This window comes from Quyinboa mangrovi, from assembly GCF_042219825.1.
In the GTDB taxonomy this organism is placed as follows: domain Bacteria; phylum Bacteroidota; class Bacteroidia; order Bacteroidales; family UBA5342; genus JBHJHP01.
Genome location: NZ_JBHJHQ010000002.1, coordinates 468,316 through 486,524 on the forward strand (window position 1 = coordinate 468,316; position 18,209 = coordinate 486,524).

An 18,209-nucleotide genomic window follows, 5' to 3' on the forward strand; every position below is an offset into this window, starting at 1 on the left:
GGCTACATTTAAAATCAAAAAGTTTCAGGAGGTGGAACAATAAAGGAACTAATTGTTAGATTTCAGTCTGTATGTTTCTTCTTTTAACCACTGCGCCCATTCTACATGGGATCTGGATTTGTCGAATGTGGTATGGGGAATCATTTTACCTATTTGAACAGTAAGGGTTTTTCCTTTTTTATTGAAGAATTCGCGTGGCAGTAGCATGAGTTCAATATTCAGTTTGATCCCTAAAAGCTTTCGAATTCTGTATATGCTGTAAAAAAGTTGTGAGTTCTTTCCCTGGAAATGCAAAGGAACGATGTTGCGCTGACAACTTACAGATTTAGTGATCATGCTTTTATGCCAGGGGCCATCCATAACTTTGCCATTAACAATACGGGAAACAATGCCTGCCGGGAAATGAGTAATAGGCAGTTCAGAATTGTAAACTTTGTCAAGCTCCCTGTAATATTCTCTTTGACTGGTGCCAAAAACATTAATGGCTGCAATGGTTGGTTTTAATGGTGGTATAAGTAAGAACACATCGTTACCAATGGAGCGATATTCTCCATATTTTCGTGAAACAAGGTATGTCAGGATCATACCATCAGCAACACCAAAAGGATGATTTGCCACAAAAAAGCACTTGCTGTGGTCCGGCAGATTTTCATGACCTTTCACATCAATTGTTATTTGCATTTCTTCCAGCATGGCTCCCAGGAAATCATATGCATTTAAATGTCCATATTTATTCAGAAGAAGATTAAGATCTTTTTGTTTAATGATTTTTGTAATTAGAGTAATAATAAAGCCTGGAAGCTTTTTCAGAAATGCAGATTCGCTGTTTCTGATTTCTTTTTTAATATTAATATATTGTTCCATCTATGGATTATGGATGTGTAAAACCTGTCTTTTGTTTCCGCAATTAAAAAGTCCAAATATAGATTAATTTTTAATATTCTTGTTGATTCACTGAAGGACATAAATACATGCGCTTGATAAACCTGTTTATATTGAGTTTTTGACAGAAATAAAGAGAGATGCGGTTGATAAACAAAAAATAATTAGAAACATTACAACGAAAGGAGAATCTCCACGTTCCCCGTAGTAACCAGCTGCATTGATTACTGAATATAATACCATTCCATGGCCAAGAATATTGATTTCTTTTGAATGCCTCATATTTTTTAAAAGCATAATACCACTGATTAAACAAAGTAAGGCCATTGTAAATTCGGAAGCAAGATGAAATGTTATTTCGGTATTACCTTCAGTTATACCTTCAGTACTTAGGATCATTATCCACATTCCGATAATTGAAACTCCCAGAAATACAGAATAGACACCAATTATTTTCTTAATCATGGTTATAAATTTATTGAGTCATCCGTCTGAAAACAGAATGATCAATAAAGTTAAGAAATTTAGAGAAATTTGGTTAAGGGTATAAAATAAGCGAGGGCTTCACTTTAAGTGAAACCCTCGCTATATGCTTTATTCATCCAATGACCCGGAGTCAAGGGATGAATGGATTAATTATCCGGATGAATAAGAGTGAGACTTACCGTCCCGCTCCCTCTTGAGTTAAGTTTTATGTAAATTTGTTTTTGCACTAAAACCTAAAGCTATGGATTTTGAAAGTGATCAGTTATATCATGTTTACAACCAGGGCAATAATAAACAGGATATTTTCTTTTGTAAGGAAAATTATCTTTTCTTTTTGAAGAAGATAGAGACGCATATTTCGCCGTATGCTGATATTATTGCCTACTGTTTAATGCCAAATCATTTTCATTTAATGATAAAAGTAAATAGCGGTAGCGGGGGTTTCGCTTTGAGCGAAGCCCTCGCTAAAACTAATAAGCGTACATAAATGATTCTATTGGCATAATGCTTCGGTCATATACCAGTGCCATTAATAAACAGGAAAATAGAAGTGGATCTTTGTTTCGAAAAGAGACTAAAGCAAGGTGTCTTACCGAAGTAAAAGGTGTTTCACCTGCTTACTTTTCTTCAGCATCTGGTACCTATTTAAATATTGATTTTCCGGAAAGGAATTATGTGCAACAATGTTTTGATTATATTCATTACAATCCTGTGGAGGCTGGTTTAGTTGATAAACCTGAAGATTGGGCGTTTTCTTCGTACAGGAATTATAAATGTATACAGGTTGAAAAAATAGTAAATAAAAACGTAGCGAATGAATTTGGCCTGGAATGGTAATTAAATATGAGTGGGAGCGCGACAGAAAATCGCACTCCCACTAAAAATTATTCTTCTTCATCAAGAAGTATATCCATTATCTGGCATGCGGCTTTAGCCACGGAAGTCCCGGGACCGAAGATTGCGGCCACGCCGGCATTGTAAAGGAATTCATAATCCTGAGCCGGAATAACACCACCTGCAATTACAATGATGTCTTCACGACCAAGTTTTTTCAATTCCTCAATTACGGCAGGTACCAGCGTTTTATGTCCAGCTGCCAGGGAAGAAACACCCAGTACATGCACGTCATTTTCAACAGCTTGTTTAGCTGATTCGGCTGGTGTCTGGAACAACGGTCCCATATCCACATCAAAACCGCAGTCAGCATAACCGGTTGCTACCACTTTAGCACCACGGTCGTGTCCGTCCTGACCCATTTTTGCGATCATAATACGTGGCTGACGGCCTTCTTTTTCTGCAAATTTCTCAACAAGCTCTTTGGCATGCTGGAAAGTTGAATCGTTTTTGGTTTCTGAAGAATACACGCCTGAAATAGTTCTGATTACTGCTTTGTAGCGTCCTACGACTTTTTCGCAGGCGTACGATATCTCACCCAGTGTTGCTCTTAACTGAGCCGCTTTAACGGCCAGTTCAAGCAGGTTGCCTTCTTTTGTTTCAACACATTTTGTAATGGCTTCAAGGGCAGCCTGAACAGCCTCATTGTCACGGGTTGCCTTTATTTTATTCAGTCGCTCTATTTGCGACAACCGAACAGCAGTATTATCAATTTCAAGAATATCAATCGGATCCTCTTTTTCCAAACGGTATTTGTTGGTTCCTACAATGGTTTGTGCTCCGCTGTCGATTTTCGCCTGCGTACGTGCTGCTGCTTCTTCGATTCGCATTTTAGGAATACCTGTCTCGATGGCCTTTGACATACCTCCCAGTTCCTCAACTTCCTGAATTAAAGCCCAGGCTTTATCCGCAAGTTCCTTTGTCAGCGATTCAACGTAGTAAGAACCGGCCCATGGGTCTATGGCTTTACAAATGTTGGTTTCTTCCTGAATATAGATCTGTGTGTTACGCGCAATACGTGCAGAGAAATCTGTTGGAAGTGCAATCGCCTCATCCAGAGCATTGGTATGCAACGATTGGGTGTGACCCAATGCAGCACCCATAGCTTCAATTACAGTACGGCCTACGTTATTGAACGGGTCCTGTTCTGTCAGTGACCATCCTGAAGTCTGCGAGTGTGTGCGCAAGGCCATGGATTTTGGATTTTTAGGCTCAAACTGTTTTACAATTTTTGCCCAAAGCATACGTGCAGCACGCATTTTGGCAATCTCCATAAAATGGTTCATTCCAATTGCCCAGAAGAAGGACAGACGCGGTGCAAATGCATCCACATTTAAACCTGCCTTAATACCTGTGCGGATGTAATCCAGACCGTCAGCAAGAGTATAAGCCATCTCAATATCTGCAGTGGCTCCGGCTTCCTGCATATGGTATCCCGAAATTGAGATAGAGTTGAACTTCGGCATTTTCTGTGAAGTAAACTCGAAAATATCGGCGATGACCTTCATGGAGAATTCCGGCGGATAAATATAGGTGTTACGCACCATGAATTCTTTCAGAATATCGTTCTGAATTGTTCCTGAAAGTTGTTCGAGGCTTGCGCCCTGCTCCAGCCCGGCAACGATGTAAAATGCCATAACCGGCAATACCGCACCGTTCATAGTCATGGAAACTGACATTTTATCCAGTGGGATCTCATCGAACAGGATTTTCATGTCCTCTACCGAATCGATAGCCACACCGGCTTTCCCAACGTCTCCAACCACACGTTCGTGATCGGAATCATAACCTCGGTGGGTAGCCAGGTCAAAAGCTACAGAGAGCCCTTTCTGTCCGGCAGCCAGGTTACGGCGGTAAAAGGCATTGGATTCTTCTGCAGTGGAAAATCCTGCATATTGTCTCACTGTCCAGGGACGCATGGCATACATGCCTGAATACGGGCCACGAAGAAATGGTGGAAGTCCTGCTGCATAGTTCAGGTGTTCCATGCCTTCAAGGTCCTCTTTGGTATAGACTGGTTTAACCGGAATTTGTTCCGGAGTGAGCCAGTCTTTTTTTATTCCGTTCGCCTCAAGCCATTCTGCAGTTACGCCTTTGGCTTCAGCGGTTTTTATATCTGTTTGTTTAAAATCTGGTCGCATGATATTATTTTTTATGATTTAAGACTTAAGATGTAAGATTTAGGACTTATTTTCAAGCATTTGAATAAAGCCATGAAACATATTTTGAAGTTCCTGAATTTTGCTAACAATATCCAATGAAACTTCTGTATTTATGTATCCTAAATCAGAAGCAATTATAAGTTGAGTTTCCAATTCGAAAGAAGATCCTTTTGCAATGTTCAAAAAACGTAAAAAATCCTTTTTTGTATTCCTACTTGAACCTTCGGCGATATTAGAAGGAATCGATATAGCAGCTCTTTGTGTTTGTGAAATAAGTCCAAACTGTTCATTTGAAGGAAAATTTTTAGTTAGCAGATAAATCTCTACCGAAAGTTCCTTACTTCTTTGCCATATTTTCAATTCCCTGAAATTGTGCATTAGTCTTTTGTCTTAAATCTTCTATCTTTAATCTTTAAACAATAGTTTATTATAACTTTTCAGCTCTTCAAGTACATTGGAACGCACGTGAATGAAATTCTCAATGCCTTTGGCTTTAAGTTCGTCCATGCATGAAGGAGCACCGGCTACCACGAAAATGGCTTTGCCTTTTAAACCTTCATAAGCCTGAGGAGCAAATTCGGCATATTCATCATCAGAACTACAGATTACAACAATATCAGCTTTGGTATCCAGTGCAGCTTTTACACCGGCTTCAGCTGATTTATAACCCAGATTGTCAATTATTTCATAACCGGCGCATGCAAAGAAATTACCGGAAAACTGTCCGCGTGCCTGACGCATGGCCAGGTTACCAAGTTTCAACATAAATACTTTCGGACGTTTAGCAGCTGCTTCGGTAGCCAGTCTTAATGCTTCAAATTCTTCAGAGCCCCTGCCAAATTTCAAGGGCTCAACCAGACGTTCATTATTCTTGTTGGCACAACAACATCCTGTAGCGCCTTCGACTTCAATTTTTTCTTTGGCAGCTTCGTTAAAGTTTGGATACTGGTTGGTTCCAAGTAACACATCACGGCGCTGAGCCAAAAACTGACGGCGACTGTTGGCAGCTTCTTTTATTGCTTCCTGAATGAATCCGGCTTTTACAGCAGTCAGATAACCACCTTTGTCTTCGGTGTCGAGGAACAATTTCCAGGCTTCCTGAGCAATGCTGTCGGTCAGGTTTTCGATATAATATGATCCGGCAGACGCATCCACAATTTTCTCAAAATGAGATTCTTCTTTCAGTAATAATTGTTGGTTGCGTGCAACACGTTCTGAGAATTTGTCAGATTTTTTAAATGGCTTATCAAACGGCAGAACCGTCATGGAATGTACGCCGGCTATGGATGCAGACATGGCTTCTGTTTGTGTTCTGAGCATGTTTACATGTGCATCATAAATGGTCATATTCCATTTTGAGGTTTCCGCATGAGCAATCATTTTGCAGTTTTCTTCAGCGGCACCAAATTGTTTGGCAATCACAGCCCATAAATAACGGGCAGCTCTGAATTTGGCCATCTCCATAAAATAGTTGGATCCTACGCCAAAATTGAAGCGAATATTTGATGCTACAATATCAGCACCTAAGCCTGCATCAGTAAGTTTGGCGAGGTACTCGTTACCCATGCTTAAGCCATAACCCAGTTCCTGAGTAATATATGCGCCGGCATTGCTTAAATGCTTGGCATTAACGGTGATTACTCTGAAGTTTGGCAATGCAGCTGTTGCTTCTATCAGTGTTTTTACATATTCAGTTTCAATGTCACCGTCCTTTCCGAAAAGTTTTCCGGTACATAATAATCTGCCGTAAGGATCAAAATTTATTGAACCTGAAACTTTTTCAGCATTGAACCCTTTGGATTTTACGTATGCCGCAAAAAGTTTGGCCAGTTCGGTAAACCCGTCAGGACAACTAAAATTAACTTCAGCAGACTCAAGATCAATATCCCTGAGTAAGCCGGAAAGGTTCTCTTCGGTAACGGGTGTTTTAGAATCAAAGCAAAAACCAAGTGAATCCACACCTTTCATTAAAATTTCCAATGCTTTGGCATTGGCTTCTTTTACATCTTTAACACTGATATCCTGACGGATATACCAGCTGTTATTTTGTGCTTTTACGCCACGTACAAATGGAAATTCGCCGGGAAGAACATCCAGATGCTTTAAATTATCCAGATCTTCATTCCGGTAAAAAGGGCGGGCTACAACGTTTTCTTTTGAGCGCCACACCAGCTTTTTATCAAAATCGGCACCTTTGAGATCGGCAACAATTTTGTCCATCCACTCCTGTGTGGATACGGGCGGAAAGTCACTAAACAACTTCATTTTATTATCAGCCATAATTATAAGTTATTTAATATATTTCCTTGTTTAGCGGGGGCAAAATTAATGCTTTTTTGAAGAGAGTGTCATTAATTAAAGATTTTTTTCTGTAATTAAGGATAAATCTAAAGAAGACAACTTACAATCCGGCCCGGACTGGATGCATAAAATTTTAAAACGACCTAAGTAAATCTATTTAAGCCATTTGTCGAGCCAGTTAAAAAATGTGCGCTGCCACAAAACGCCATTCTGTGGCGATAATACCCAATGGTTCTCATCAGGAAAATACAGCAGTTCTGCAGGAATCCCCTTGATTTTAGCAGCAGTGAAAGCCATAAAGCCCTGACTTTCAGGAACACGAAAATCTTTGCCTCCCTGGATGATAAGAATCGGAGTATCCCAGTTGTCCACAAAATTGTGAGGTGAGAATCTGTATGAACGCTGGGCCCTGTAATTGTTTTTATCCCAGAACGGGCCACCTATATCAAAGTTTGGAAACCATAGTTCTTCTGTTTCAAGGTACATTGATTCAAAATTAAACATGCCATCATGATCAATGAAAGCTTTGAAGCGACCTTCATGATGTCCTGCCAAATAAAGTACAGAATAGCCTCCGTAACTTGCACCTACTGCACCAAGCTTATCATTATCCACATATTTTTCTTTAGCGACAGCATCGATGGCAGAAAGGTAATCTTTTATATTCTGGCCTCCGTAATCACCTGAAATCTGTTCATTCCAGCGTTTGCCAAAGCCGGGCAGCCCTCTGCGGTTCGGAGCCACAATGATATAATCATTAGCAGCCATTATCTGAAAATTCCACCGATAACTCCAGAACTGACTTACAGTTCCCTGCGGTCCTCCCTGGCAGTAAAGCAGGGTTGGATATTTTTTATTCGGATCAAAATTTGGCGGGTAAATAACCCATACCAGCATATCCTTATTATCCGTAGTTTTTACCCAGCGTTCTTCAACTTTACCCATGGTCAGCTGATCCAGAATCGGCTTGTTAATATTTGAAAGGTTTTTTGCCTCACCGGTTTCCTTATTAATCAGGTAGATATCTGTAGGATGGGAGATAGACATCCTGGTTGCTATCAGGTTCCCGTCTCCAACATGGACAGAGGTATAATCGAAATCACCTTTTGTAAGTTGTGTGTTTTCCTTGTTGAGTAAGTCAAATCTGTAAATATGATCACGTGCATGCCAGTCAGAAATAAAATAGATTCCTTCATCATTGGCATCCCACGTTAAAGACGAAACATTCAGATCGTCGTTTTCATATATAAAATCTGTTTCTGCCACAAAATCATGTATAATCAGCCGGTTAACGTCTGCTTCATAACCATCACGTTCCATACTTTCCCATGCAATCATATTACCACTGCCAGAAAACACCGGATTTTTGTCGTATCCTTTGTTTTCTTCACTCAGGTTAGTAGTTGAAGCGGATTCCAGATCATACAGGTAAATATCAGAGTTTGTTGATGTGGCATAATCAATTCCTTTCTTTTTTCTGGCCGTGTATGCCAGTTTTTTACCATCAGGGCTCCAGCTTAGCTGTTCCATACCTCCAAACGGACGCATAGGTGACTCCCATGGTTCACCTTTCATAATATCTGTTCCCTCACCAATTAATTCCTTATTTGTGTAATTGTAATTAGTTATGAAAATATGTGAGAATTCTCCATTTACCCATTCGTCCCAGTGACGGTACATAAGGTCATCCATTAATTTGGCATTGGCTTTAGGGAGGTCAGGATAAAGGTCGTGCACATTAGGTTCAACCTTAACCTTTTTAGCATAAGCAATGTGAGTTTGATCCGGAGCATAAATAAAACCGTCCACATCGCCCGGAATATCTGTTATTATTCGGGCATTTTTACCATCGGGATCAATTTCCCATATCTGGGACCGGCCACTTTTCCCGGATATAAACCCAATTTTCTTCCCGTCCGGCCTCCAGATGACATTCTGCTCTTTTACATCATCGGAAAAAGTAAGCTGTTTGATGTCGCCGATATTAATGTCTTTAACATAAATGTCGCTAAAGCTTTTATTTTGCTCCACGCTGTACCACGAAACAGTATACAGTACCTTCGTTTTATCCGGAGATACAGTCACATTCCCAACTCTTCCCAATGCCCACAGGGTCTCAGGAGTCATTCTTTTATTAGGGACTTTGAACTCCAGGTTGTTATACGACTCGTGTTTTTCTTCTTTTTTATCATCATTACCACAGGCTACCATAACTGCTGCAATTAAAATGTAAATTAAGTTCTTCATAATAAGTGTGTGTTTACAAAAGCCAAAATACAAAAATATTCTTTACGGTCACAGAACATAAATCACAGGACTTTTTCGATAATCCGCGAAAAGCCTGATTCTTGTATCCTGGTTCTTGATTCTGATTAAAGTTTTTTCCTGAGATCAGTGGGAGGGACGCCCATTTTTTTCTTAAAAATTCGGGTGAAATAAAAGATGGACTGAAATCCCAATCCAAGTGCAATTTCCTTAACACTCATATCTGTTGATACCAAAAGATCCTTGGCACGCTGCAACCGTAACATCAGGTGATACTGAACCGGAGAAATGCCGGTAAATTTTTTAAACATTCTTCTGAAGTACGAATAACCAATGTTTAGCTCTGCAGCCAGTTCCTCCACATCAATATTTTTATTCAGGTTATCCCTGAAATACAGTCTGGCCTTTCGGATTTTACGTTCAATATCTTTTCCTTCAAAATCCTTGTTTTTTACGCACGATATGATACTGCCAAGCAGTTGTATCAATATTCCGGATGCCACCTGCTGATAGCCAGCTTTTTCATCCCGTACAACATCAAAAATTGAGTAGAAGGATTTTAGTATCTGGTCCTGAAATCCAATGTGAATAACAGGTTTGGAATCGTGAAAAAAGCCATTTGAAAATATGTGATCCGCATATTCTCCCTGAAATCCTACGTAGTGTTCCTTCCATCCGGTTTCTTTTGATGGTCTGTAACGGTGCCATTCTCCGGGTCTGATCACGATGATTGTTCCGGGTATAATTGGAAAAGTTCCATGACGTGTTTCTATAATTCCTGAACCTTCTGTTATATAGTTTATCTGGTATTCATCCATTACCCTGCCACGTTCCCACGTGAAGAAATAACCGGAAGGGTGGCCCGATGGGGGGTACACAATACCTGGATTAATCATGGCAAAACCGGTAACATTTAGGTGTACACCCCAGTTTCTGTCTTCATCACTAATGGTCAGATATTTGAAATATTCATTTACCTCCGTCATGCAGCTGATTTTTTTCGTCAGTAAAACTATAAATTAAAAATCAAAAATGTAAACAATAATACCGAATCAAATACATTGAAAGTATTTAAATGTCAACATAACAGTGTGATATGTTTTCTGAAAAATACAAAAAAATGTTTACAGAGTATCAAAAAGTGCAAAACTAAAGCCATTATATTCATTGTCTGCATAATTTTTTCATTCTAATTTTGAACATTGTAAAATCTCATAACACAACTAATACTTATCGGTAACTATGAATGCATTATTGGGTATTATTTTTCACTCGCTGGGAGGAGCATCTTCCGGGAGTTGGTATATGCCATTTAACTGGGTAAAAAAGTGGCGTTGGGAAATCTATTGGATTACAGGCGGACTTTTTTCATGGCTTATAATGCCGTATATTGCTGTTGCTTTAACAGTTCCTCACTGGCATGAAGTATTGCAGTCTGCTGAATGGAGTGTGCTTCGCAACACTTATATTATGGGGCTTTTATGGGGAGTAGGTGGTTTAACTTATGGTTTGGCTATCCGTTACCTTGGAATGTCTCTTGGAAATTCAGTGCTGCTTGGGATAACTTCTGTAGTAGGTTCTTTAGGATTACCAATATTAAGGAATATTCCGGGATTAGGGGAACTTCTTCCGTCAGGGTTGGCATTTACTGACTTGTTCAATAGTGGTGGTGGTAGAATAGTATTGTTGGGTATTTTAATCCTGCTTGTAGGTATCATTCTGAGTGGTCGTGCCGGAATATTAAAGGATAAAGACCTGGGTGGCAGCAAGGAAGGTGTAAACAAGGAGTTTAAACTGGCCAAAGGTTTGCTGATTGCCATTGTTTCGGGTGTTTTAAGTGCATTCTTTAGTTTTGGTATAGATACAGGTAAAGAAATGGGAGAAGCTGTAAGAGCTCTGGCTGTTGAAGCAAATTATCCTTTTATTTCAGAGGCAAACGGAGGGTTCAAATATTTATTTGAAAATAATATTATCTTTTTTGTGATTTTGTGGGGAGGCTTGACAACCAATCTTATTTGGTCGCTTGGATTGATTATTAAAAACAAAACAGGTAAAGACTTTGTGGATAAGAAAACACCTCTTGTGAGTAACTATCTGCTTTGTGCACTTGCCGGTACAACATGGTTTTTGCAGTTCTTTTTCTACGGCATGGGAGAAACTAAAATAGGCAATGGAGCAAGCTCCTGGACCTTGCATATGGCAACCATTATTCTTACTGCCAATATGTGGGGTTTCTATCGTAAAGAATGGAAAGGGGTTTCTAAAAAATCGTATAACACAATTCTTTTTGGAATCGGAGCTATACTGTTATCTATCATAGTTATTGGTGTTGCAAAATGGTTGTATCCGGAACTTAATGCTTTAGGATAATGGAAAGAGTCGCATTTAAAATGTTTCTGAAGCCTGGTAATGTTGAGGAGTACAAACGTCGCCACGATGAATTATGGCCTGAATTAAAGAAGCTGCTCAAAGATGCAGGAATTTCGGAATATTCGATTTTTCTGGATGAGGAAACACATACGCTTTTTGCATACCAGTTACTCAGCGGCGACAGCAACTCACAGGATTTAGGTACAAATCCTGTGGTGAAAAAATGGTGGGATTATAATAAGGATCTTATGGAGGTCAATGAGGATAATTCACCTGTATCTGTACCACTGCGTGAAGTATTTTATTTAAAGTAATAATATTATGAAAAAAGCCAAACAAATTGATGATGCTTATCAAATAGCAAAGGAGAAGTATGCCGAAATTGGCGTTGATACCGAGCAGGTATTAAAAGATATGGACAAGCTAGCTATAAGCCTCCACTGCTGGCAAACCGATGATGTAGGTGGTTTTGAAACTCCTGATGCAACATTGTCTGGTGGTGGGATCCAAACTACAGGTAACTATCCTGGTAAAGCAAAATCGGTTGCTGATGTTCGTCAGGACCTTGAAAAGGTAATGTCATTACTTCCGGGAAAACAGCGTGTAAATCTACATGCAATTTATGGCGAGTTTCAGGGCGAAATTGTTGACCGTGACCAGATTGAATTAAAGCACTTTCAAGGCTGGATAGATTGGTGTAAAGAACAGGGAATTGGAATGGATTTTAATGGAACTTTCTTTGCGCATCCCAAAGCTGCAGAAGGATTTACACTGTCCAGTAAAGATGAAGAAATCCGTCAGTTTTGGGTTGAACATTTAAAACGTTGCCGTGCAATTTCGGCAGAAGCCGGAAAGCAACTGGGAACTCCTTGTGTACACAATACCTGGGTGCCGGACGGATCAAAAGATACACCGATTGACAGAAACGGATATCGTACATTGTTACAAAAGTCATTGGATGAAGGTATGGCTACAAAATATCCGAAAGAACACATGAAAGATGCCGTTGAAAGTAAAACTTTTGGTATAGGCCTTGAGTCAATGACTGTTGGTTCCAATGAGTTCTATGTTGGCTATGCCGTAAAGAATAACATTTTGATGTGTATTGATAATGGTCACTACCATCCAACAGAAATTGCAGGTGATAAAATTTCGGCTGTTCTTCAGTATGTTGACGGATTGTTGCTACACGTAACCCGTCCTGTGCGTTGGGACTCTGACCACGTTGTAACACTTAATGAAGAGATTCAGCTAATTGCATCAGAAATTGTGCGTAATGATTTTATGAGCCGTGTAAATGTTGGTCTCGATTTCTTCGATGCATCGATCAACCGTATTGGTGCGTATGTAACCGGTACGCGTGCGGCACAAAAAGCATTCTTAATTGCCATGTTGGAACCAACTAAAGATTTGGTAGCGCTTGAAGAAGCCGGTAAAAATTTCGAACGTTTAGCTGTGTTGGAAGAATTAAAAACTATGCCTTTCGCTGCTGTTTGGGATTTTTATTGTCTGAAGGAAGGTGTACCGACAGGAATGGATTATATCGGTGAAATACAGAAATACGAAAAAGAAGTTTTAAGTAAACGATAATAAGAAAATCCCCTGGTTCCCGGGGGATTTTTACGTTATAATTAACCGCATATATGATGGAGGTAATTGTTGTATTTGACATCGGGAAAACCAATAAAAAAGTTCTGCTCTTTGATAAGCAGCTTAAATTGGTTTTTCAGCAGGAGCATAAATTTAATTGCATCACCGATGATGAAGATTTCGAATGTGATGATATTGAAAAAATTGAATCCTGGATGAAAGACACATTAACCAGCCTTAATAAAAAATACGAAGTTAAAGCAGTCAATTTTTCTACCTATGGTGCTACCCTCATGTATCTTAATAACGAAGGGAAGCGCTTAACGCCTGCTTACAATTATTTAAAACCAATGCCGGAAGGCATTACCGGTCCTTTATACGAATCGTATGGAGGTGTTGCGGAATTCAGTCGTAGAACAGCCTCTCCGGCTTTAGATATGCTGAATTCCGGTTTGCAGGCACTTTGGTTGAAGAAAACAAAACCTGAGATATTTAAGCAGGTTGAATATATCCTTCATTTTCCGCAGTATCTGTGCCATACATTAACGGGTAAGGTATTTTCTGAATATACATCCATTGGTTGTCACACTGCTCTTTGGGACTATGACAACATGAAGTACCATCAGTGGTGTGTGGATGAGGAACTTAAACTGCCTGAACCCGTTGCAAATGAGACGCTGGTTGATGCAGAATTAAACGGTTTAAACTACAAGTGCGGAATTGGAATTCATGACAGTTCTGCGTCTCTGGCACCATATATTCTGGCTTCAAAAGAAAAGTTTGTGCTGATTTCAACCGGAACATGGTGCATCAACATGAATCCATTTAATTTTGAGCCATTAACCATGGATCAACTTGAAAGTGATTGCCTGAGCTTTATGAGTATTAACCGGCAGCCAGTCAAGTCTTCGAGGTTATTTATGGGACATATTCACGATGTGAATACAGAGCGTTTGAATGCATATTTCGAAGTTGATCCAAACCGTTATAAAACCGTTTGCTGTGATCAGGATGTGCTGGATGAGCTGGATCATAAGTTTGGTCACAAGAGGCATTTTTTCAAAGAAGGTGTTCCGTCTGATTTTACAGATATTGAGGCCGATCTACAGGTTTTTGATTCTTTTGAAGAGGCATATCATAAATTAATGCTGGATTTAACAGATGTAGAGTGTGAAGCACTTAGTCTGGTTCTTACCGATGAGGTTAAAAACATCTACGTATCAGGAGGGTTTGCCCGCAATGAGATTTATGTAAGGCAGATGGCAACAACATTTCCCGATAAAACAGTATATACTTCAGAGATCGATAACTCATCAGCACTTGGTGCTGCCCTGGTGGTCTGGAATGCAATTTCAGATGATTTACCGTCACTGGACCTTGGGTTAAAAAGATGGGAGGGATTTGCCATAACCACAAAGTAATTATCTGTTTCATGTAACGGGAATTACTATATGAATTTATTGACTGGTAATGGTATAAGATGTAAATTTGAACGTTGTGTAAATGCTTTAGCATTAAAGCACATTGACCGGAATTAGCCCCGATTATGTAAACAATAAAAACCGTGTAACATGGAAGCTCTGGAAACCAGATTTATGCATCCCCGCGATCAGATCATTTTGGTGATCAGCCGTATATATAATCGTGGTATGACAACCACGTCGGGTGGGAATATTTCGATAATGGATGATAACGGTGACATGTGGGTAACTCCATCTGCCATAGATAAAGGATCTTTACGTCCTTCGGATATCATCTGTGTAAAACAGACTGGCGAGATCATCGGAAAGCATAAGCCATCATCGGAATATCCATTCCATAAAGCCATATATGAGATCAGAAAGGATATTAAATCGGTGGTCCATGCTCATCCGCCGGGGCTTGTTTCATTTAGCATTGTACGACAGATCCCAAATACAAATGTAATTCCCCAGGCTAAACATGTATGTGGACCTATTGGGTTTGCGCCATATGCATTACCGGGAAGTGAAGCATTAGGAGAAAGTATTGCCGATGTATTTGCAAAAGGTCATAATTCGGTCATCATGGAAAACCATGGTGTTGTGGTTGGTGGAAGCAATCTTATAGATGCATTTGAGCGTTTCGAAGCTATGGAGTTCTGCTCCAGGACATTAATTAATGCCAAATCAATAGGTGACCCAAGATATTTGTCTGATAAGGACATCGAAGCTTTCGATTCACAGATTCCGGTACTGCTACCTGAACTGGATCATGTGAGCTATCCCTCTGATGAAAGATTCGTCCGTGACGAAATTGTAAGGATTGTACGGCGTGCTTGCAAGCAGGGCTTAATGATCAGTACATACGGAACAGTTTCTGTTCGTTGGCGCAGTAATGATTTTCTGATAACGCCAACCAACGTGAACCGATGGGATATTGAGCGAAAAGATATTGTACAGATAAAAGACGGAAAGCGTGAGCCGGGAAAAATTCCAAGTCGTTCGGTTTGGTTGCACCAGGAAATTTATAAACGTAATCCGAATATCAACTCAATCATACTTACACAATCACCCTATTTAATGGCATTCGGTGTAACCGGAAATAAATTCGATGTGCGAACCATTCCGGAGAGTTGGATATTCTTACAGGATGTGCCCAGTGTGCCCTTTGGTTCACATTTTAAAGGTAATGAAACTATTCTGAACCTGATTTCGGGTAAAACACCGGCAGTGATCATCGAGAACGATTCTGTGCTTGTGACCGGTGATAAATTATTGAATACCTTTGACCGCCTGGAGGTGGCAGAATTCAGTGCCAAATCGCTTACGTTGGGTGCTCCGCTAGGTGAAATGCACCCAATAAATGATGACCAGGTGGAGGATCTGCGGAAGAAGTTCCTGAGTTGAGGAGTATTATTTTAGTCAGAATGGGAAGCTGCTCTAATTCAGGATGGCTTTTATAATACTTTGGAATAATTAATTCTGTTTACATAAATTTATTAATTTTGGGCCACTGAATAAGCTCATATAATACTTCAATTATGCAGGAAAATTCAACATACTCGGTTGAATACAAGGTAAAAAACAAAATCTTTTATAAAAGATATTCCGGTACTGTCCAACTTGAAAATATTTTTGAATCGTGGCAGAATATTTTCAGAAAAGGCCTGATTCCTGAAGATGTTACAGGTTTCATTCTGGATTATCGTTCGGCTCATTTGAAAATTAATCTGAATGAATATCATCAGATTCCTGAATTTTACAAAGACAATCTGGAATTTTTTTATGAAAAAAAAATAGCAATTCTTACCAATAATCCCCATGATGTTGTAGTAACTACGTTGGTAAAAACCATGGATGACGGTTATCAGTCAAAACCATTTTCCACAGAAGAAGCTGCACTGAAGTGGATTTTTGAATAAACACGATTTAAATTTTCGGGTACCTTCAACTTAAATCTTATTAAATTTCTTTTGCATTGTTAAGTCATTGAATTTAGACATTCGTTGTGTTAAAAACGTTAAATGATTTATTGCGCAACTAAAAAGTTGCATATATTTGCAACTGAATGGTTGCAAATATATGTTATTATGAAACGTGATATTTTTCAGGCACTATCAGATCCAACACGGAGAGCAATTCTTATTCTTCTGGCTACGCAGACTATGACACCTAATGCGCTTGCAGAGCAGTTTGACATGACACGGCAGGCTGTATCAAAGCATATCCGTTATCTTGATGAATGTGATGTATTAAAACAGGATAAAAAGGGACGCGAGATTTACTACCACTTCAAACCAGAGAAATTAAGTGAAGTTGAAACATGGTTAGGTCAGATTAAAAATATCTGGAATGACAGGTTTAATCAACTGGATGAAGTATTAACAGATTTAAAATCAAAACAAAATGAAAAGTAGTCTCTTATTAAATTTTTCCGTAGACAAGGAAAACAAGCAAATTTTGGTTAACAGGGAGTTTGACGCCGGCATCGAACTAGTATGGTCAGCATGGACTGAAAGTGAACTTCTGGACAAGTGGTGGGCGCCAAAACCCTGGAAAGTCACTACAAAAAAGATGGATTTCAGAGTTGGAGGATTTTGGTTGTATGCGATGATGGGACCGGATGGTGAGGAAAATTATTCAAGGTCTGACTTCAGTTCAATACGTTCCTTGGAAAATTTCTCCTCCAATGTTGCATTTTGTGATTCTGAAGGAAATGTTGAAGAATCTGCACCGCGTTCAAAATGGTATGTGGATTTTACTTCGAATGGAGAAAGAACCATAGTGAGAGTTTTATTAACCTTTGACGAATTAAATGATCTTGAAATGATGGTTAATATGGGATTCAGGGAAGGATTCCTTTCTGCATTTGAAAATCTTGATGAGATTTTTGAGAATAATTAAAACATTATACCAACTCCGGTTCAGTTAAATAACAATGAACCGGAGTCTCTTTAATATTTTCACCTATGCCTATGGATTTATTATTGAAGACTTTCATATAAAATGATTAATTTTATTCGGTTGCTGATTTGTTTCACATTTATAATCGGCATATCGTTTAAATTTTTCATGAATTCATAACAATACAGTATGATGAATAATCATGTACTTATTACAGGAGGAAATAAGGGAATTGGTCTGGTGACCACAAAACTTTTTCTGGATGCAGGATATCGCGTTACGATTGTGGCGCGCGATTTTTCAGGATTAAAAGAACAGGTAAACTGCACACATGTGGCTTTTGATTTGCGTGAAACAGATAAGATTAAAGGTTTAATTGAAGGTATTGATCCGGTAGATGTGCTTATCAACAATGCGGGCATAATGAATACGGTAAGTTATAGCGCTTATCCCGAAACACTTAAAGACGATCTGCTAAAAGTGAACATTGAGGCGCCTGTGGAATTGATGAACAGTGTTGCCGGAAATATGATAAAAAACGGAAGTGGCAGAATCGTTAATGTGGCTTCCATTGCCGGTCATATTGGCCATCCTGATATCTGGTACGGTGTTTCTAAAGCAGGTCTGATTAATGTGACAAAAAGTTATGCTAAAGAACTTGGTAAGCATGGTATTCTTATTAATTCGGTAGCTCCTGCCATTGTGGAAACAGAAATGAAAAACAGCATTCCTGAAAGCCGTCAGAAAGCATTTCTTGGCAACGTATATTCAGGCAGATTTGCGCAACCGGAAGAAGTGGCAAAAGTTATTTTCTGGCTGGGAACGGAAAGCCCGGAATACGTAAACGGCCATTGTATTGACATCAACAACGGAGCATTTCCCAGATAATAATTGA

At 39.3% G+C, this 18,209-nt stretch carries 18 protein-coding genes; 11 read left to right on the plus strand and 7 right to left on the minus strand.

The features are described 5' to 3' along the window. Nucleotides 1–48: 48 nt before the first annotated feature. Complete coding sequence (locus ACE1ET_RS05205) at nucleotides 49–864, minus strand: 1-acyl-sn-glycerol-3-phosphate acyltransferase (RefSeq protein WP_375727306.1); 816 nt, start codon at nucleotides 862–864, stop codon at nucleotides 49–51. Between the two features lie 126 nt (nucleotides 865–990). Then, nucleotides 991–1,347, minus strand: a complete 357-nt coding sequence (locus tag ACE1ET_RS05210) for a DUF8058 family membrane protein (protein ID WP_375727307.1) — start codon at nucleotides 1,345–1,347, stop codon at nucleotides 991–993. Nucleotides 1,348–1,609: 262 nt separating this feature from the next. On the opposite strand from ACE1ET_RS05210, the gene ACE1ET_RS05215 reads away from it, so the two are divergent. Together ACE1ET_RS05215 and ACE1ET_RS05220 are read left to right on the plus strand one after the other, a co-directional pair. Continuing rightward, nucleotides 1,610–1,855, plus strand: coding sequence for a transposase (locus tag ACE1ET_RS05215; RefSeq protein WP_375727308.1), 246 nt, complete (start codon nucleotides 1,610–1,612; stop codon nucleotides 1,853–1,855). A gap of 17 nt (nucleotides 1,856–1,872) precedes the next feature. Continuing rightward, a complete protein-coding gene (locus ACE1ET_RS05220; RefSeq protein ID WP_375727309.1) occupies nucleotides 1,873–2,205 on the plus strand; it encodes a hypothetical protein in 333 nt (110 codons plus the stop codon). A 47-nt stretch (nucleotides 2,206–2,252) separates the two neighbouring features. On the opposite strand, the gene scpA is transcribed toward ACE1ET_RS05220, so the two are convergent. From scpA to ACE1ET_RS05245, 5 genes are all read right to left on the minus strand, one after another. Further along, nucleotides 2,253–4,403: a methylmalonyl-CoA mutase gene (gene scpA, locus ACE1ET_RS05225; protein ID WP_375727310.1), complete on the minus strand. Its 2,151-nt coding sequence runs from the start codon at nucleotides 4,401–4,403 to the stop codon at nucleotides 2,253–2,255. A 39-nt stretch (nucleotides 4,404–4,442) separates the two neighbouring features. Continuing rightward, on the minus strand, nucleotides 4,443–4,784 hold the full coding sequence (locus tag ACE1ET_RS05230) for a four helix bundle protein (protein ID WP_375727311.1): 342 nt from the start codon (nucleotides 4,782–4,784) through the stop codon (nucleotides 4,443–4,445). A 45-nt stretch (nucleotides 4,785–4,829) separates the two neighbouring features. Beyond that, the gene (mutA, locus tag ACE1ET_RS05235; protein ID WP_375727312.1) at nucleotides 4,830–6,704 is read right to left on the minus strand and encodes a methylmalonyl-CoA mutase small subunit; all 1,875 of its coding nucleotides are present in this window, start codon (nucleotides 6,702–6,704) and stop codon (nucleotides 4,830–4,832) included. Between the two features lie 174 nt (nucleotides 6,705–6,878). After that, nucleotides 6,879–8,972 carry a dipeptidyl-peptidase Dpp5 gene (gene dpp5 / locus ACE1ET_RS05240; RefSeq protein ID WP_375727313.1) on the minus strand — a complete coding sequence of 698 codons (2,094 nt, stop codon included), beginning with the start codon at nucleotides 8,970–8,972 and terminating at the stop codon, nucleotides 6,879–6,881. A gap of 125 nt (nucleotides 8,973–9,097) precedes the next feature. Continuing rightward, nucleotides 9,098–9,976 carry a helix-turn-helix domain-containing protein gene (locus tag ACE1ET_RS05245; protein ID WP_375727314.1) on the minus strand — a complete coding sequence of 293 codons (879 nt, stop codon included), beginning with the start codon at nucleotides 9,974–9,976 and terminating at the stop codon, nucleotides 9,098–9,100. A gap of 256 nt (nucleotides 9,977–10,232) precedes the next feature. Here ACE1ET_RS05245 and ACE1ET_RS05250 point away from each other — a divergent pair, with 256 nt between their 5' ends. The 9 genes from ACE1ET_RS05250 to ACE1ET_RS05290 all read left to right on the plus strand — a co-directional run bounded on the left by ACE1ET_RS05250 (nucleotide 10,233) and on the right by ACE1ET_RS05290 (nucleotide 18,202). Beyond that, on the plus strand, nucleotides 10,233–11,360 hold the full coding sequence (locus ACE1ET_RS05250) for an L-rhamnose/proton symporter RhaT (RefSeq protein ID WP_375727315.1): 1,128 nt from the start codon (nucleotides 10,233–10,235) through the stop codon (nucleotides 11,358–11,360). Further along, entirely contained in the window at nucleotides 11,360–11,674 is a 315-nt protein-coding gene (rhaM, locus tag ACE1ET_RS05255; protein WP_375727316.1) for an L-rhamnose mutarotase, read from the plus strand. The genes ACE1ET_RS05250 and rhaM overlap by 1 nt, the downstream gene beginning before the upstream one ends. A 7-nt stretch (nucleotides 11,675–11,681) precedes the next feature. After that, nucleotides 11,682–12,950 carry an L-rhamnose isomerase gene (locus ACE1ET_RS05260; RefSeq protein ID WP_375727317.1) on the plus strand — a complete coding sequence of 423 codons (1,269 nt, stop codon included), beginning with the start codon at nucleotides 11,682–11,684 and terminating at the stop codon, nucleotides 12,948–12,950. Between the two features lie 53 nt (nucleotides 12,951–13,003). Then, nucleotides 13,004–14,371, plus strand: coding sequence for an FGGY-family carbohydrate kinase (locus ACE1ET_RS05265; RefSeq protein WP_375727318.1), 1,368 nt, complete (start codon nucleotides 13,004–13,006; stop codon nucleotides 14,369–14,371). 150 nt (nucleotides 14,372–14,521) lie between these two features. Then, on the plus strand, nucleotides 14,522–15,817 hold the full coding sequence (locus tag ACE1ET_RS05270) for a class II aldolase/adducin family protein (RefSeq protein ID WP_375727319.1): 1,296 nt from the start codon (nucleotides 14,522–14,524) through the stop codon (nucleotides 15,815–15,817). Between the two features lie 134 nt (nucleotides 15,818–15,951). Beyond that, complete coding sequence (locus tag ACE1ET_RS05275; protein ID WP_375727320.1) at nucleotides 15,952–16,332, plus strand: hypothetical protein; 381 nt, start codon at nucleotides 15,952–15,954, stop codon at nucleotides 16,330–16,332. 168 nt (nucleotides 16,333–16,500) lie between these two features. Further along, nucleotides 16,501–16,827 (plus strand): ArsR/SmtB family transcription factor, encoded by a 327-nt coding sequence (locus ACE1ET_RS05280; protein ID WP_375727321.1) that lies wholly within the window; start codon nucleotides 16,501–16,503, stop codon nucleotides 16,825–16,827. Next, nucleotides 16,817–17,314 (plus strand): SRPBCC family protein, encoded by a 498-nt coding sequence (locus ACE1ET_RS05285; protein ID WP_375727322.1) that lies wholly within the window; start codon nucleotides 16,817–16,819, stop codon nucleotides 17,312–17,314. The genes ACE1ET_RS05280 and ACE1ET_RS05285 overlap by 11 nt, the downstream gene beginning before the upstream one ends. A 189-nt stretch (nucleotides 17,315–17,503) precedes the next feature. Further along, nucleotides 17,504–18,202, plus strand: coding sequence for an SDR family oxidoreductase (locus tag ACE1ET_RS05290; protein ID WP_375727323.1), 699 nt, complete (start codon nucleotides 17,504–17,506; stop codon nucleotides 18,200–18,202). The last annotated feature ends 7 nt before the right edge of the window (nucleotides 18,203–18,209 follow it).